Origin of the sequence: Curtobacterium pusillum (assembly GCF_007680845.1) — a bacterium.
GTDB classification, from domain to species: Bacteria; Actinomycetota; Actinomycetes; order Actinomycetales; family Microbacteriaceae; genus Curtobacterium; species Curtobacterium pusillum_B.
Window position 1 is genome coordinate 377758 of record NZ_VEIY01000002.1, and the last position, 15924, is coordinate 393681.

General features: G+C 72.0%; 17 protein-coding genes. 7 read left to right on the forward strand and 10 right to left on the reverse strand.

Annotated elements, in window-relative coordinates:
* Positions 1-27: 27 nt before the first annotated feature.
* From FS825_RS06190 to FS825_RS06210, 5 genes are all read right to left on the reverse strand, one after another.
* Positions 28-888, reverse strand: a complete 861-nt coding sequence (locus FS825_RS06190; RefSeq protein ID WP_186377098.1) for a carbohydrate ABC transporter permease — start codon at positions 886-888, stop codon at positions 28-30.
* Positions 885-1874, reverse strand: a complete 990-nt coding sequence (locus FS825_RS06195) for a carbohydrate ABC transporter permease (RefSeq protein ID WP_144711590.1) — start codon at positions 1872-1874, stop codon at positions 885-887. The genes FS825_RS06190 and FS825_RS06195 overlap by 4 nt, the downstream gene beginning before the upstream one ends.
* Positions 1875-1884: 10 nt before the next feature.
* Positions 1885-3210 (reverse strand): ABC transporter substrate-binding protein, encoded by a 1326-nt coding sequence (locus FS825_RS06200; RefSeq protein WP_144711591.1) that lies wholly within the window; start codon positions 3208-3210, stop codon positions 1885-1887.
* 22 nt (positions 3211-3232) lie between these two features.
* The gene (locus tag FS825_RS06205) at positions 3233-4447 is read right to left on the reverse strand and encodes a Gfo/Idh/MocA family protein (RefSeq protein WP_260981041.1); all 1215 of its coding nucleotides are present in this window, start codon (positions 4445-4447) and stop codon (positions 3233-3235) included.
* A gap of 159 nt (positions 4448-4606) precedes the next feature.
* Positions 4607-5395, reverse strand: a complete 789-nt coding sequence (locus FS825_RS06210) for a DeoR/GlpR family DNA-binding transcription regulator (RefSeq protein WP_144711592.1) — start codon at positions 5393-5395, stop codon at positions 4607-4609.
* 132 nt (positions 5396-5527) lie between these two features.
* On the opposite strand from FS825_RS06210, the gene FS825_RS06215 reads away from it, so the two are divergent.
* Genes FS825_RS06215 through FS825_RS06235 form a run of 5 tightly spaced genes read left to right on the forward strand, consistent with a single transcriptional unit; the run spans position 5528 to position 10272 of the window.
* On the forward strand, positions 5528-6406 hold the full coding sequence (locus FS825_RS06215) for an SIS domain-containing protein (RefSeq protein WP_144711593.1): 879 nt from the start codon (positions 5528-5530) through the stop codon (positions 6404-6406).
* Positions 6406-7320 (forward strand): ROK family protein, encoded by a 915-nt coding sequence (locus FS825_RS06220; protein ID WP_144711594.1) that lies wholly within the window; start codon positions 6406-6408, stop codon positions 7318-7320. The genes FS825_RS06215 and FS825_RS06220 overlap by 1 nt, the downstream gene beginning before the upstream one ends.
* Positions 7317-8447, forward strand: a complete 1131-nt coding sequence (gene nagA, locus FS825_RS06225) for an N-acetylglucosamine-6-phosphate deacetylase (RefSeq protein ID WP_144711595.1) — start codon at positions 7317-7319, stop codon at positions 8445-8447. The genes FS825_RS06220 and nagA overlap by 4 nt, the downstream gene beginning before the upstream one ends.
* Positions 8402-9439 (forward strand): 1-phosphofructokinase family hexose kinase, encoded by a 1038-nt coding sequence (locus FS825_RS06230; protein WP_260981042.1) that lies wholly within the window; start codon positions 8402-8404, stop codon positions 9437-9439. Before nagA ends, FS825_RS06230 begins: the two co-directional genes overlap by 46 nt.
* Positions 9436-10272, forward strand: a complete 837-nt coding sequence (locus FS825_RS06235; RefSeq protein WP_144711596.1) for a class II fructose-bisphosphate aldolase — start codon at positions 9436-9438, stop codon at positions 10270-10272. Before FS825_RS06230 ends, FS825_RS06235 begins: the two co-directional genes overlap by 4 nt.
* Before the next feature lie 7 nt (positions 10273-10279).
* Here FS825_RS06235 and FS825_RS06240 read toward each other — a convergent pair whose 3' ends face one another.
* Positions 10280-11653, reverse strand: coding sequence for an L-serine ammonia-lyase (locus FS825_RS06240; RefSeq protein ID WP_144711597.1), 1374 nt, complete (start codon positions 11651-11653; stop codon positions 10280-10282).
* A 34-nt stretch (positions 11654-11687) separates the two neighbouring features.
* On the reverse strand, positions 11688-11879 hold the full coding sequence (locus FS825_RS06245; protein ID WP_144711598.1) for a PspC domain-containing protein: 192 nt from the start codon (positions 11877-11879) through the stop codon (positions 11688-11690).
* A 136-nt stretch (positions 11880-12015) separates the two neighbouring features.
* Here FS825_RS06245 and FS825_RS06250 point away from each other — a divergent pair, with 136 nt between their 5' ends.
* The gene (locus tag FS825_RS06250) at positions 12016-12834 is read left to right on the forward strand and encodes a shikimate 5-dehydrogenase (RefSeq protein ID WP_144711599.1); all 819 of its coding nucleotides are present in this window, start codon (positions 12016-12018) and stop codon (positions 12832-12834) included.
* A gap of 65 nt (positions 12835-12899) precedes the next feature.
* Here FS825_RS06250 and FS825_RS06255 read toward each other — a convergent pair whose 3' ends face one another.
* The 3 genes from FS825_RS06255 to FS825_RS06265 form a co-directional block, all read right to left on the reverse strand.
* Positions 12900-13343, reverse strand: coding sequence for an SRPBCC family protein (locus tag FS825_RS06255; RefSeq protein ID WP_144711600.1), 444 nt, complete (start codon positions 13341-13343; stop codon positions 12900-12902).
* A gap of 2 nt (positions 13344-13345) precedes the next feature.
* A complete protein-coding gene (locus FS825_RS06260) occupies positions 13346-14791 on the reverse strand; it encodes a phytoene desaturase family protein (RefSeq protein ID WP_144711601.1) in 1446 nt (481 codons plus the stop codon).
* Between the two features lie 67 nt (positions 14792-14858).
* A complete protein-coding gene (locus tag FS825_RS06265) occupies positions 14859-15530 on the reverse strand; it encodes a hypothetical protein (RefSeq protein WP_144711602.1) in 672 nt (223 codons plus the stop codon).
* Positions 15531-15633: 103 nt separating this feature from the next.
* Between FS825_RS06265 and FS825_RS06270 the strand changes: the two genes are divergently transcribed.
* Entirely contained in the window at positions 15634-15909 is a 276-nt protein-coding gene (locus FS825_RS06270) for a hypothetical protein (RefSeq protein ID WP_144711603.1), read from the forward strand.
* The last annotated feature ends 15 nt before the right edge of the window (positions 15910-15924 follow it).

Below are 15924 nucleotides of genomic sequence, written 5' to 3' on the forward strand. Positions count from 1 at the left end.
TCGGTGGTCCTGTCGGTGGTCCCGTCGTCACTTGAGCCCGGAGGACGCCAGCCCGTCGATGACCCGGCGCTGCAGCACGATGAACATGATCAGCACGGGTGCCATCGCCATGAGGCTCGCGGCCATGAGGACCGGGTAGTCGATCGTCCGGTCGCTGGACAGGGTCGCCAGCCCGGCCGCGAGGGGCATGTCCTCGGCCTTGGTCGACACGACGAGGGGCCAGAGCAGCTCGTTCCAGGACCAGAGCACCGTCGTGATCGCCAGGACGCTGATCGACGGGCGGGCGAGCGGCAGCATGATCCGCCAGAACGTCTGGAACGGGTTCGCGCCGTCCATGCGCGCTGCTTCCTCGAGTTCGGGCGGGAGGTTCAGGAACGCCGTCCGCATGAGGAACGTGCCGAAGGCGCTGAACAACCCCGGAGCGACGATGCCCATGAGGGTGTCCAGCCACCCGAACCCCTGCACGATCTGGTACTGCGAGATGAGGTACACCTGCGACGGCACCAGGAGGATCGACAGGACGATCGCGAGCAGGACCGCGCGGCCCCGGAAGCGCATCCGTGCGAACGCGTACCCGGCGAGCGTGCAGAGGACGATCTGCGCGAGGGTGCGGATGATCGTCACCATCACCGAGGTGCCGAGCTGGCTGAGGAACGGGAGCCGCTCGAACACCTGCGCGTAGTTCTGCCACTGCAGCTCCCCCGGCCAGAACGTCGGGGTCACCGACTGCACCTGGGCGTTGGTGGACAGCGACATGATGATCTGCCAGAGGAACGGGAACGCCATGACGAACCCGCCGACCCCGAGGACCACGTGGATCCACCAGTGGCTGCCCCGACGCTGCAGCCGGTTCCGCTTCCCCCCGGGTCGTGCTGTCGCGCTCGTCATGACTGCACCCACTTCCGCTGGAACCGGAACTGCACGAGCGTCACGATGCCGATGAGCAGGAAGATGACCATGGCGATGGCGGCCGCGAAGCCCTTGTCGTTGTCGATGAACCCGGCGCTGTAGAAGTAGAAGACGAGGGACATCGTCTTCGGGATGACCGGGTTGGTGCTGCCGAGGATCGCGTAGAGCAGGTCGAACAGCTGGAAGCTCGAGATCGTCGTGACGATCACCACGAAGAAGATGCTCGGGCTGAGGAGCGGCACCGTCACCGAGCGGAACTGACGCCACCGGGACGCGCCGTCGAGCTCGGCGGCCTCGTACAGCTCGGGCGGGATGTCCTTGAGTCCGGCGCCGAGGATGATCATCGAGAAGCCGAGTGACGACCACAGGCCGACGAGCGACACGGCCACGAGGGCGAAGCCGGGCGTCGAGATCCAGTACGGGCCGTCGATGCCGAACCGGCCGAGGAACCAGTTCACGATGCCGTAGTCGCCGTTGAACATGATCCGCCAGACCAGGGCGATGGCGGCCGGCATCGCGACGTAGGGCAGGAAGAACAGCACGCGGTAGAACTGCGCGAACCGCAGCCCGGGGGTGTTGAGCAGACTCGCGAGCCAGACCGCGACCGGGATGCCGAGCAGCACGATCACCGTGTAGACCACCGTGTTGAGGAGCGACTGGTACAGCTGCGGGTCGGCCACCAGCCGGGCGTAGTTCGCCAGCCCGCTGAAGCTCGCGCCGCCGAACACGCCCCACGTGGTGAAGGAGAACCAGAAGGTCTGGAGGATCGGCCAGATGTAGAACGTCCCGACGCCGACGAGCAGCGGGAGGACGAAGAGCCACGGCCAGAAGCCGTCGGTCCGGCGGGCCGGACGGCGGCTCGAGCCACGGGACGGGAGCTCGGACCCCGGGGCCGCCGGCCCGGACGCGTTCGGCGTCCGGGCCGGCGTGTTCGCGGTGGGGTGCCGCTCGGTGTGGATCGTCACGGGGTCCGACTCACTGTTCCTTGGCGAGGGCGGCGTCCATCTTCGTGGCGAGCTGCTTCGCGACGTCGTCGACCGGGGTCGACCCGTCGAAGGAGCTCGGCAGCAGGTTCGTCTCGAGGGTGTTCCACGCGGCGGTGTTCTTCGACACCGGCAGCGGCTTCGCGTAGTCGACCGCGTCGAGGAAGACCTGCAGGTCCGCGTTCGGCATGGTCTTCGTGAAGGCGTCCTGCGTCCCCTCGTACGCCGGGATCACGGCGCCCATGTCGCCCTGCTGCTGCTGGGCCTGCTTGCCCGCGAGGTAGACCTGGAGCGCCTGGGCGGCGGCCTTGTGCTTGCTCCCCGCCGAGACGACGTTCGAGACACCGTGGATGACGGTCGCCTGCTCCTTGCCCTTCGGCAGCGGGTACACCACGACGTCCTTCTCGAGGTCGGTGCCCGTCAGCGCGGACCGGAACCAGCTGCCGCCCTGGTACATCGCCAACTTGCCCGAGGTGAACCACTGGTCGGCGGTGGTGTCGGTGAGCTGCTTGATGGACGGCGACGCACCCGAGGCGATGAGGTCCGTCCAGAACTGGAGGCCCTGTTCGGCGGCCTTCGACGAGTACTCGGACTTCGTGCCGGCCGCGTTGATGACGTTGCCGCCGGCCTGCAGGATCGTGTCGTAGTAGGTGGTCTGGCCGTCCATGCCGCCCGCGGCGCCGTACGCACCGTCGGCCTTGAGCTTCTCGGAGAGTTCCGCTCCGGTCTTCTGGAAGTCGGCCCAGGTCCAGTCCTTCGACGGCATGGCCACGCCGGCCTTCTCGAACAGCGCCTTGTTCATCCAGACGCCGATGGTGTCGAAGTCCTTCGGCACGCCGTACTGGGTGTCGTCGTACGTGTACAGGTCGTTGAGGGCGGACGAGTACTTCGCCGGGTCGATCGCGCCGGCCTTGACCTCGCCGGTGATGGGCGCGAGCTTGCCGTTCGCCGCGTAGAGCTGGAAGTTCGGGCCGTTCATCCAGAAGAGGTCCGGCAGCGTGTCGCTGGAGCCCTGCGTCTGGAGCTTCGTCCAGTAGCTGGCGAACGGCGTCACGTCGACGTTCACCTTGATGTTCGGGTACTCCTCGTTGAACCCCTCGAGGTTCGCCTTGATCGCCTTGACCTGGTTCTCGTCCCAGACGGCGTACGTCAGGGTCGCCTTGGTGTCCTTCGCGGCCTTCTCGTAGTCGCTGCCGGATCCGGTGGCGCCGGAGGACGTGCTGCAGCCGGCGAGGAGCGCTGCGGCACCGATCGCGGCGACGACGCCGAGGAGCGCGCGGCGACGGCCTCGGCCCTTCGCGGGGGTGTGTGCGGGCATCAGGGGTCCTTTCGCGGTTCCGTCAGCGGGTGACGGCCGGGGTGGGGGTGGTGAAGTGGGCGACGGTCGCGGCGGGGAGCGGCGGGACGTCGATGGGCACCGAGCCGTTCCGGAGGGAACGGGTCGCGAGGGCCCCGGCGGCGACGGCCGCCCGGGCGGCGATGGGCGACAGGGTGGTGGGCTCCCCCAGCGCGACGTGGCGGAGGAACTCGGTCATCGTCACGAGGTCGGCGTCGGCGTGGCCGGACGCGACGCCGTCGATCGGGTACTCGCGGTCCCCCGCGACGTCCCAGCCACGGCGGTGGGTCCAGACCTTCACGACGCCGCCGCCGGTGTCGCCGATGTTCTCGAGTCGGCCCTCGGTCCCGATGACGGTGTAGTTGCGCCAGTAGTCCGGTGTGAAGTGGCACTGCTCGTAGCTCGCCTGCACGCCGTTGTCGAGCGTCATCATCACCATCGAGACGTCCTCGACGTCGACCACCGGGTTGAGGCCGGTCTGGCTCAGCGGCGGCCAGTTGTCGAGGGAGAACCAGTCCCCCATGAGCTCACCGCTCCGGTCGCGTCGATCGGTGACGTCCCCGTAGACCGACAGGGACCCCATCCCGACCACACGGGCCGTGTCGCCACCGCCGAGGGCGTGGATGACGTCGAGGTCGTGACTGGCCTTCTGCAGCAGCAGGGAGTTCACCTTGGCACGGTCGGCGTGCCAGTCCTTGAAGTAGTAGTCCCCGCCGTTGCCGACGAAGTGGCGGCACCAGACCGCCTTGACCTGCCCGATCTCACCGCGGTCGACGATCTCGCGCATGAGGCGGACGACGGCCGCGTGCCGGAAGTTGTGCCCGACGTACAACGGCGTCCCGGTCTCGGCCGCCGTGTTGAGGACGGCGTCGGCGTCCTCCACCGTGATGGCGAGCGGCTTCTCGAGGTAGACCGCGATGCCGGCGCGCAGCAGGTCGACCGCGATCGCGGCGTGCGTCCAGTCCGGCGTCGTGACGATCGCCGCGTCGACGAGACCGACGAGGTCCGTGTGCTGCTCGACGACCGTGGCGTCGGGGTACTCCGCCCGTGCCCGCGAGCGCCCCTGGTCGGTGACGTCCGCGACGGCGGTGACCCGCGCCTCCAGATCGGGTGCGGCGTCCGCCGCTTCCGCCACGTGGCGGGCGATGGCCGCGCGCTGTCCCATCCCGACGACGCCGACGCGCAGTGGTCGTGCCGTGAAACCGTCACCCATGCTCATCTCGCTCCCTTGCGTGATTGTGACGCCCATGATGCCGAATCGATCATGAATGCACAATAGGTGCTCAGAGAACGCTCATGGGGAAGCAGCCGCGGGTTTTACACGATCGAAACCTGGCGCTCGAGCGATCGTGGCCGGGTGGGCGGCCACGCGGGCGGATCAGTCCGCGACGACGAGCTCCACCCCGGCGCTCGCGAGTTCCGCGGCGAAGGCCTCGGGGACGGGCTGGTCCGTCACGAGGGCGTCGATGCGGTCGAGCGGGCAGATCCGGGCGAACGTGGCGCGCTCGATCTTGGTGGAGTCCGCGACCACGATCACGCGACGGCCGACCGACGCGAAGTGGCGACTCACCTCGGCCTCGCCCTCGTGCATGGTCGTGGCACCGTACTGGCCGCTCAGACCGTCCACCCCGAGCACGACGACGTCCAGGGCGAACTCGTCGAGGGTGTCCCGGACCAGCGGGCCGACGAGCTCGTAGGACTGCCGTCGCGCGACCCCGCCGGTCACGACGATCTTCACGTTCGAGCGGACGGACAGCTCGTAGCCGATGTTCAGCGCGTTCGTGACGATCGTGATGCCGTACTCGCCGTCCGCACGGGTGAACCGCTCGCTCTTGCCGAGCTCGCGCGCGACCTCGGTCGTCGTCGTCCCGCCGTTGAGGCCCACCGTGTTGCCGGGTTGCACCAGGCGGGTGGCGGCCCGGGCGATCGCGGTCTTGGCCTCGGCCTGACGGGCGATCTTGTACTGCAACGGCAGCTCGTACCCGGCGCCCAGTGCCGCGGCCCCGCCGTGCGTGCGGGTGAGGAGTCGCTGGTCCGCCAGGGTCGCCAGGTCGCGTCGAGCGGTGGCCGGCGAGATCCCGAGCATCTCCCCGATCTCGGAGATCGACACGTTGCCACGTTCGCTCACGAGTTCGAGCAGGGCGTTGAGCCGCTGTTGCGGAGTCATGGACGCCATCCTATGACGTCGCCGAACGCGGTCCGTGATCGGAAATGACGCATTACCCTTCCGTTGCGCACGATCGCTCGCTACGCTTCCTGATCATCGATCACCCTGGTCGATCCGGATCGGAAGGCCCCCATGACCGACACCTTCGTGAGCGCCGAGCTGGCGTCCCAGCCGGAGACCTGGCGCGCGGCTGCCGAGCTCCTGCCGTCGTTCGCCGCCGCGCTCCCCCAGCCCGGTGAACGCGTGGCCGTGGTCGGCTGCGGGACGAGCTGGTTCATCGCGATGAGCTACGCCGTCGCCCGGGAACAGGCCGGCCTCGGCGTCACCGATGCCTTCGCCGGCTCGGAGTACCCGACCGGCCGCGAGTACGACCGCGTCGTCACGATCAGCCGCTCCGGGACGACGACCGAGATCGTCGACCTGCTGCAGGCGCTGCCCGGGCAGCGCACCGTCCTCGTGACGGCCGTCGCCGACAGCCCGGCGGCGCTCGTCGCGGACGACGTCGTCGCCCTGCCGTTCGCCGACGAGCGGTCCGTCGTGCAGACCCGGTTCGCCACCACTGCGCTCGCCCTGCTCCGTGCGTCCATCGGGGACGACGTCGATGCCCTGGCGACACAGGCGGAGACCGCTCTCGCGCTGCCGATCGACGACCTGCTCGACGCCGAGCAGGTCAGCTTCGTGGGGCGCGGTGCCGCCGTCGGTCTCACGTTCGAGGCCGCGCTCAAGACGCGGGAGGCCGCGCAGTTCTGGGCCGAGTCGTACCCGGCGATGGACTACCGCCACGGCCCGATCGCGATCGCGCAGCCCGGTCGCCTGGTCTGGTCGCTCGGCGCAGCGCCGGAAGGGCTCTCGGACGAGGTCGCCGCGACCGGCGCCCGCTTCGTCCAGCACGACCTCGACCCCATCGCCGGGCTCGTCGTCGTCCACCGGTTCGCCGTCGCACTGGCCGAGGGCCGCGGACTCGACCCGGACAACCCCCGCTCGCTCACCCGCTCGGTCATCCTCACCTGATGCGGGGCGCTGGCGCGGTGCTCGGGGTCGACGTCGGCGGCACGGGCATCAAGGCCCGGCTGACGGACGCCGACGGGCTCGTCCTCGACGAGATCCGGGTGCCGACGCCACGCGACGACCCCGATGCCCTGCGGCTCGCCGCCGTCGTCGCGGACCTCGTCGCCCGGGCGCACGAGCACCGTGTTCCGGGAGCGGTCGGTCTCGTGACCCCGGGGGTGGTCGACGACCGGGCCGGCAGGGTGGTCCTCGCCGTGAACCTCGGGTGGCGCGACGTGCCCGTCCGGGACCGTGTGCGGGACGCCCTCGGCGCCCGGGGGATCGACATGCCGGTCGCGTTCGGCCACGACGTGCGGGCCGGGGCCCTCGCGGAGACCACGGACGCCGGCGGGACCCTGACCCGGGGATCCGTCGCGTTCGTGCCCGTGGGGACCGGGCTCGCCAGCGCCCTCGTCGTCGACGGCGTGGTCGTACCCGGGGACGGCTGGGCCGGTGAGATCGGCCAGGTCCGCATCCCGGCCGGGCCGCACGCCGGACTCCGCGTCGAGGAGATCGCGTCGGCCGGGGGAGTCGCGCGTCGCTCCGGGACGTCCTCCGCGCACGAGGCGATGCTCCGCGTCCGCGCCGGTGACCCGGTCGCCGCCGCGGCCTGGGCCGACTGCGTCGCCGTGCTCGCGGACGCCCTGGTGTGGACCACCGCCGTCGCCGGGTGCCACACCGTCATCGTCGGCGGGGGACTGGCAGAGTCCGGCCCGCTGCTGTTCGCGCCGCTCGAGGCCGCCGTGTCCGAACGGCTCGCCGGACTCCGCGTGCCCCGCCTGGTGCCGGCACGGCACGGTGACGCCGCGGGTGCGATCGGCGCGGGGCTGCTGGCCAGGCAGGCACTCGCCGCGTCGGGCGCCGGGGTGCCGGCGTGAGTGCACTCGTGCGGGCACGGCGCATCGTCACCGCCAGGACCGACCTGCGCGACGGCTGGCTCGTCGTCGACGACGCCGGCTCCGTCGGTGCGCTCGGCACCGGTGAACCGCCGGAGACCGCCACCACGACCGTCGTCGACGGAACGGTGGTGCCCGGGCTGGTCGACCTCCACGCCCACGGCGCCCTCGGCCACGACTTCGCCACGTGCACCAGGGACGGCGCCCTCGTCGCGGCAGGGCACCACCGTGCCCGCGGCACCACGTCGCTGGTCGCCTCCGTCGCGACCGGCCCCGTCAGCGACACGGTCGCCGCGCTCGCCCGCCTCCGACCGCTCGTCGCGGACCGGACCCTGGCCGGCCTCCACCTCGAGGGGCCGTGGCTCTCGGTCGCCCGCCGCGGGGCGCACCGCGCTGACCTCCTGCACGCCCCGACGGCGGCCGAGGTCGACGCGTACCTCGACGCCGCCGACGGCGCGCTCCGGATCGTCACGCTCGCACCCGAACTCCCCGGAGCGCTCGTGGCCGTGCGCCGGTTGGTCGCCGCTGGCGTCGTCGTGGCGATCGGCCACACGGACGCGTCGGCCGATGTGACCCGCCGCGCGATCGACGCCGGCGCCACGCTCGTCACCCACCTGTTCAACGGCATGCCGCCGCTGCACCACCGCACGCCCGGGCCCGTCGGGGTCGCGCTCACCGACGAACGCGTCCTCGTCGAGTGCATCGTCGACGGCCACCACCTCGACTCCACCACGGTCGAGCTCGTCCGGCGGACCGCACCGGACCGGCTCGTGCTCGTGTCCGACGCCATGGCGGCCACGGGGTGCCCGGACGGCGACCACACGATCGCCGGATCGCCGGTGTCCGTCCGGGACGGCATCGCGATGCTCGCGGACGGGTCCTCCCTCGCCGGCAGCACGATCACGGTCGCCGATGCCGCGCGTCGCCTGCTCGACGACGGCGCCCCGCTCACCGACGTGGTCGCGGCCGCCGCCACCCGGCCGGCCCGGCTCCTCGGTCTGCCCGCACCGCTGACCCCCGGGGCTCCCGCCGACCTCGTCGCGATCGACGCCACGAGCGGCCGATGGCGCACCGTCGACACCTCCTCGGGACGGGAGCCCACGCCGTGATCCTCATCGTGACGCCCAACCCGGCCGTCGACGTGACCTACCGCGTGGAGGAACAGCGCATCGGCGAGACCGAACGCGTCCTCGACGTCGCCCGGCGCCCGGGCGGCAAGGGCATCAACGTCGGTCGTGTCCTCGCCGGGGCCGGCATCGAGTCGCACGCCGTGCTGCCGCTCGGCGGGTCGTCCGGGCAGTGGATCGCGGACGCGCTCGACGCCCTCGGGCTCGGGCACAGCGACGTCGCGGTCACGGGGGAGACCCGGACCACGGTGACCGTCGTCGACGACCGCGCGCACCCGACGATGCTCGGTGAGCCCGGGCCGGTCGTGACGAGGGCCGAGTGGTCAGCCGTCACGTCGACGGTCGAGCGGGCCCTTGCCCGTGGCGACGTCGACGCGCTCGTGGTCGCCGGCTCCCTGCCCCGTGGGACCGAACCCGCGGTGGTGGCCAGCTGGGTCACGACCGCCCGGGCACACGGGGTCCCGAGCCTCGTGGACTGCTCCGGTGAGGCGCTGCTCGCCGCTGCCGACGCGGGGGCCACCGTCTGCAAGCCGAACCGGTCCGAACTGCTCGCGGCGACCGGTGCCGACGACGAGCGCCAGGGCGCACTCCGGCTGCTCGGCCGCGGGGCAGCCGTCGTGGTGGTCTCGCGCGGACCGGACGGGATCGCCGCGCACACCGCGGACGGCGTGGTCGAGGTCCCCGCGGTCGCCGACGTCTCCGGCAACCCGACGGGCGCGGGGGACGCGGCGACCGCCGGACTCCTCGCCGCGCTGGTCCGCCGGCCGGATCCGACCGCCGGCCCTGCCAGCCCTGCCGCCGCTGCCGTCCGGGTGACCGTCGACGTCGCGGCGCTCCGTTCCGCAGCCGCCTACGGAGCCGCCGCGGTCCTCAGCCCCGTCGCGGGCGAGGTCGACCCCGACGCCGTCGCACGGTTCCTCCGAGACACCGACGTCCCCCTGCACCACGCCGACCGAACCGGGAGCCCCGCATGATCACCGACCTCGCCCTGCCCGGGCTGCTCGACGCCGCGAGGACCGCCGACCGGGGTGTCGGCGCGTTCAACGTCGTGCTCCTCGAACACGCCGAGGCGATCGTCGCCGGCGCCGAACTGGCCGGACTGCCCGTCATCCTGCAGATCAGCGAGAACTGCATCCGGTACCACGGCGGCCTCGCCCCGATCACGACCGCGACCCAGGCCATCGCCCGGTCCGCCGACGTCGACGTCCTCGTCCACCTCGACCACGTCGAGGACCCGGAGCTGGTGGTCGCGGGCATCGACCTCGGGGTGGACTCGATCATGTACGACGGGTCGCACCTCGAGTACGCCGCCAACGTCGAGGCGACCCGCCGGCTGGCGCTCCGGTGCCACGACCAGGGCGTGGCGATCGAGGCCGAGCTCGGTGCGGTCGGCGGCAAGGACGGCGTGCACGCTCCCGGCGTCCGCACCGACCCCGACGACGCCGCCGCCTTCGTCGCAGCGACCGGGGTGGACGCCCTGGCCGTCGCGGTCGGGACCTCGCACGCGATGCAGACACGGGAAGCCTCGGTGGACCGTGCGCTGGTCGGTCGGCTCCGCGCGGCCGTCCCGGTCCCGCTGGTCCTGCACGGCTCGTCCGGCCTCTCCGACGCGGAGCTCAGCGGCGCCGTCCATGCGGGGATGACGAAGATCAACATCTCGACGCACCTCAACGGCCTGTTCACCCGCGCGCTGCGCGCGGCCCTCGAAGCACGCCCGGACGTCGTCGATCCCCGGAAGTACGTGTCCGCGGGACGCGACGCCATCGCGACCGAGACGGCGAGGCTCCTGACGCTCCTGCACGCCTGACCTGCGGTCAGCAGAGCGGGACGTTCACCGCGAGGCCGCCCATCGCGGTCTCCTTGTACTTCGTCGACATGTCCGCGCCCGTCTGACGCATCGTCTCGACCACCTGGTCGAGCGAGACGTGGTGCACGCCGTCCCCGCGCAGCGCCATCCGTGCCGCGTTGATCGCCTTGTTGGCCGCGATCGCGTTCCGCTCGATGCAGGGGATCTGCACGAGCCCGCCGATCGGGTCGCACGTCAGCCCGAGGTTGTGCTCCATCGCGATCTCGGCGGCGTTCTCGACCTGCTCGGGCGTCCCCCCGAGGACCTCGGCGAGCCCGGCCGCCGCCATCGACGCCGCCGACCCCACCTCGCCCTGGCACCCGACCTCGGCCCCGGAGATCGACGCGCGCTCCTTGTAGATCGAGCCGATGGCGCCGGCGGTCAGCAGGAACCGGACCACGGCGTCGTCCCGTTCCGCCGCGGTCACGTCCGGGACGTAGGTGAGCGCGTAGTGCAGCACCGCCGGGATGATGCCCGCTGCACCGTTCGTCGGCGCCGTGACGACCCGACCTCCGGTGGCGTTCTCCTCGTTCACGGCCATGGCGACGAGGTTCACCCACTCCATCGCGAAGAGCGGGTCGTGGTCGGGGTCGTCGCGGGTGAGCTGCTCGAACCAGTTCGCGGCGCGGCGGCGGACGGTGAGCCCGCCGGGCAGGACCCCGGAGCGCTGGACGCTCCGCGCGACGCAGGACTCCATCACGCCGTGGATGCGGAGGAGGCCGGACCGGACGGCCTCGGCGCTGCGGGTGGCGGTCTCGTTCGCGAGTGCGACCTCGCTCACGCGCAGCCCGTGGGCCGTGCAGGCGGCGAGGAGCTCGGCGCCGCTGGAGAACGGGTGCGGCACCGTGTCGTCCACCGGGATCGCCGATTCGGCGACGCCGCCGTCCGAGTCGGTGGTGATGAAGCCGCCGCCGATCGAGTAGTACGTCTCCTCGGCGAGCGTGCGGCCCGACGCGTCGAGGGCACGGAGCCGCATCGCGTTCGGGTGGCGGGGGAGCATGGTCAGCGGGTGGAGCACGATGTCGGCGGGGCGGAACGGCACCGCCGCGCCGCTCGCCAGCCGGAGCGAGCCGGAGTCCTCGAGGGCGTCGAGGTCACGTGCCAGGGCATCGGGGTCGACCGTCTCGGGGTCGGACCCCATCAGGCCGGCGACGACCGCGCCGAGCGTGCCGTGACCGTGCCCGGTCGAGGCGAGCGAGCCGTACAGGTGGACGTCCACGGTCGCGACCGGTGCACCGGCTACGAGCGAGGCGAAGGCGGAGCCGGCTCGCATCGGGCCGACGGTGTGGGAACTCGAGGGCCCGATCCCGATGCTGAACAGATCGAAGACGGAGACCGGCACCCCGCCACACTAACCCGTCCGGACGGGTGGGGGATCAGCGCCGCGAACCCTCGTTCGGCATGAGGATCCAGAGGACGACGTAGGCGATCCACAGCGGCCCCGGGAAGAGGCTCAGGACCACCCAGGCGATGCGGACGACGGTGCGCGACCAGCCGAAGCGGTCGGCGATGCCGGCACAGACCCCCGCGAGGAGGCGGCCGGAGCGAGGACGGATGAGTGCGTTCATGGGGACGACGCTACGGATCTTCGACGCCGGATCGCATCCGGGGGACACCCGGATCCGAGGTGGGGACAACCCCACCACGCTCCACAACGTCGTCGCGTGGACCGCTCCATCGGCACGGAGCTGCGAGACTGTCCGCATGCCCATCCTCAACAAGGACATGCAGGTCTGCATCTCCCTCGCCGCCCGGCCGAGCAACATCGGTACCCGGTTCCACAACTTCCTGTACGACGAGCTCGGGCTGAACTTCGTCTACAAGGCGTTCACGACGAACGACCTCGCCGGCGCGGTCACCGGCATCCGGGCGCTCGACATCCGCGGCTGCTCGGTGTCCATGCCGTTCAAGGAGGCGATCATCCCGCTCGTCGACGTGGTCGAGGACTCCGCCGCGGCCATCGAGTCGATCAACACCGTCGTGAACGACGGCGGCGTCCTCACGGCGTCGAACACCGACTACGAAGCCGTCGCCGCGCTGCTCGCCTCGCACGCCGTCGACCCGTCCGGCAGCGTCCTCCTCCGCGGTTCCGGCGGCATGGCGAAGGCCGTCACCGCCGCGTTCCGTGGCGCCGGGTTCGAACGGCTCACCGTGGTCGCCCGCAACGAGCAGACCGGCCCGGCACTCGCCGCCCAGTACGGCTACGAGTGGGTGGCCGAGGAGCACGAAGCGCCGGCGACCGACGTCGTCGTCAACGTCACCCCGCTCGGCATGCGCGGCGACCAGGAGGACGCGCCCGCCTTCGACCAGGACCGGATCGCGGCCGCGCAGACCGTGTTCGACGTGGTCGCGTTCCCCTCCGAGACACCGCTCGTCCGTGCCGGCCGCGCGGCCGGCAAGCAGGTCGTCACGGGTGCCGAGGTGATCGCGCTGCAGGCCGCTCGTCAGTTCGAGCGGTACACGGGCGTCGCGCTGACCGACGACCAGGTGCGCCGAGCGAGCGAGTTCAGCCGCAGCGAGTGACGCGGCCCGGCACGGGACAGGAGGCGCGGTGCGGGCCCGCACCGCGCCTCCAGTCCCGCGCAGTGTCAGCCGTTGGCGGCGCGACCTGCAGCGACCCAGCCGAGACGACGCAGCGTCTCGCGGTTCCGGATCCAGATCATCGGTTGGATGATCACGTTCGGCACGTGCGAGCCCGGGCCCTCCACGGCGTTCTCCACGATCGTGACCTTGCAGCCCCGCGCGTGCGGCTCGACCGTCAGCGAGACCCGTGCCTCGCCGATCGGCCAGCCCTTCGGCTGGATCACCATGCGACGCGGCGGGTCCCACTCGAGCGAGGTCGTCACGTCGTTGATCACGAACGGCCAGGACCCGAACGAGTGGTGCAGGTGCGTGCCGACCTGTGGCCAGCCGGCCTCTTCCTTCCGCATGCGGGACGCCCCGACGACCCACGTCGTGTAGAGCCAGCCGTCGGCGAGCACGTCGAAGACGTCCTCGGGTCGGCAGTGCAGGATGCGGACGTTCTTCGCCATGATCAGTCCTCCGGTGCGAGTTCGACGTGCTCGGGCAGCCCGAACGTGTGGCGGAGCGCACTCCGCGCGGCGTGCCAGCCGGCCATGCCGTGCACGCCCGGTCCGGGGGCGGACGCCTCCGAGCACAGGTACATGCCACCGCCCATCCGCCACGGGTCGGACGACAGCACCGGGCGCTTGACGAGCTGCCAGAAGCTGGCACCCCCAGCCGCGATGTCGCCGCCGACGTAGTTCGGGTTGTACTCGCCGAGGTCGACCGCGGTACGGCTGCTCGCGTGCAGGATCGTGTCGCGGAACCCGGGCGCGAACCGCTCGATCTGCCGCGTGATCGCCTCGGTCTGGTCGACGTCCGACCCCGCCGGCACGTGGGCGTACGCCCAGAAGACGTGCTTGCCCGCTGGTGCGCGTCCCGGGTCCACCACTGTGGGCTCCGACCCCAGGACGTACGGCCGCTCGGCGTGCTGCCCGCGGGCGACGGCCCCCTCGGCCTCGGCGATCTCCGCCCGCGTCCCGCCGATGTGCACGGTGCCGGCCTTCCGGAGCGCCTCGTTGGTCCACGGCACCGGGTCGGACAGCGCGAAGTCGACCTTCGACGCCGCGTTGCCGAACCGGAACCGACGGAGGGCACCGCGTCGCGGCGCGGGGATCTGCTTCCCGGCGATGCGCAGCATCCCGGGCACGCTCGTGTCGAACAGCACCGCCTTGGCGGGGGTGAGGTCGCCGAGGGACCTGATCTCCCGACCGGTCTCGATCCGGCCGCCGTGCGCGACGAGGTCGGCGGCGAGCGTGTCCACGATCGCCTGGCTCCCGCCGATCGGGACCGGCCAGCCCCGCGCGTGCGCGTACGAGCCGAGGGACAGCGCCGCCGCCGCGGTGGCCAGGGAAGGCAGGTGCTGGATCGAGTGCGCCGCGACGCCGGAGACCATCGCCGGCGCGACCTCGTCGCGGAAGCGGACGTTCCAGGCGCCCGTGCCCTGCTCGAGCGCACGGAGGCCGAAGCGGAGCACGGTCAGCGGGTGCCGCGGGACGTGCAGCAGGGCGTCGGTGGCGAAGTCGGCGACCTGGTCGGCATTGGCGGAGAGCGGCTCCATCAGCCGTCGGAACGCGGGGCCGTCGACGCCGAGCGACTCGGCGGTCCTCGCGAGGTCCTGGTACGCGATGCCGGCGCGGCCGCCGTCCAGCGGGTGGCCGTACTGCACCTCGGGGAGTCGGAGCTCGATGCGGTCCTCGAGCCGGAAGCGTCGGAAGAACTCGGACTGCAACGCCATCGGGTGCACGGCGGAGCAGACGTCGTGCAGGAAGCCGGGGAGGGTGAGCTCCGAGGTGCGGGCGCCGCCGCCGATCGTGTCGCCGCGTTCGACGACCTCGACCGAGAGGCCGGCGCGCGCGAGGGTCACCGCCGCCGCGAGCCCGTTCGGCCCGGCTCCCACGACCACCGCATCCACCATGCCCCGAGCCTAGGGACTCGGCGCTGCGCGTGGTCTCGGTCAGATGACGGACGCCCGGCGCGCCGGGTCAGTCGCGCGCCGCGTCCGGGTCCGCCGGGTCCGTCCCGTCGTCCCCCGCATCCGCTTCGTCCGGCTCGTCCGCGTCCGGCGCGGTCGACCCCACCGGGTGCTCGGCGAGCAGCGTCGCGAAGTCCTCGTCGAGCATCTGCTGCAGCCGGTCGTCGCGTCCGATCTCGTAGTCGTCAGCCGGCCGCTGGGCCCACCCGAGACGGCCGACGACCGTCGTGCCGATGTCGTCCCACGCGCGGGCACGGGCCTGGAGCACGATCCCGTCGACGAACCCCTGGTCGGACCGGCGCGCGTCGAGCATCTCGGCGAGCCGCTCGTACGTGGCCTGGCGGGTGCGGAGCTTGAGGTCGTCCCCGCGCTTGTAGTCGTGCTGGTGCCGCGAGCGGCCCTTCTGCTTGCTCGACGTCGAGCGGATCTCGCGCATGCGCTCGGCGTCGCCGCGCTGTTCCTCGGCCATGCGGTGGAGTTCCTCGCGCGTCGCCTCGGCGATGAGGGCGTGGTCGAAGTACCCCTGGTCGCGGAGCGCGTTGGTGATGATCCGGTTCGCCACGGCGATGGTGACGGCGGCCTTCGCGATGAGGAAGCCCTCGTCGACGGCGCGCTTCAGCTCGACCTGGCTGACGGGTCGGTCGCGCACGTCGTGCTTGCTGCGTCGTCCGAACAGGGCCATGCCGACGACGATACCGGCGACCGGCGACCGTCCGTCCGCAGGCGGACCGGGATCACGCTCTGGAGGGACGACCCACCAGCCGTCGGCACGTAGCGTCGAGCGCATGGTCACGTACAGGGAACCGCCCCGCACCGGGCTCGGCACGGCGAGTCTGGTCCTCGGGATCTGCTCGCTGCTCGCCGGTTGGACGTTCGTCGCGCCGATCGTGGGGCTCTGCCTCGGGATCGCGTCGCGCAGCCGGGAGCCGGCTGCCCGTGGCCGCGCCGGTTGGGGCATCCTGCTCAACCTCGTCGCCGTGGCGGTGTGGATCCTGTTGCTCGTGCTGCTGCTGGTGGGCGGAGCGTTCGCCGTGTGGACGGGCGCGACGCAGGGTTCCTGACCCCGCGTCCCGCCC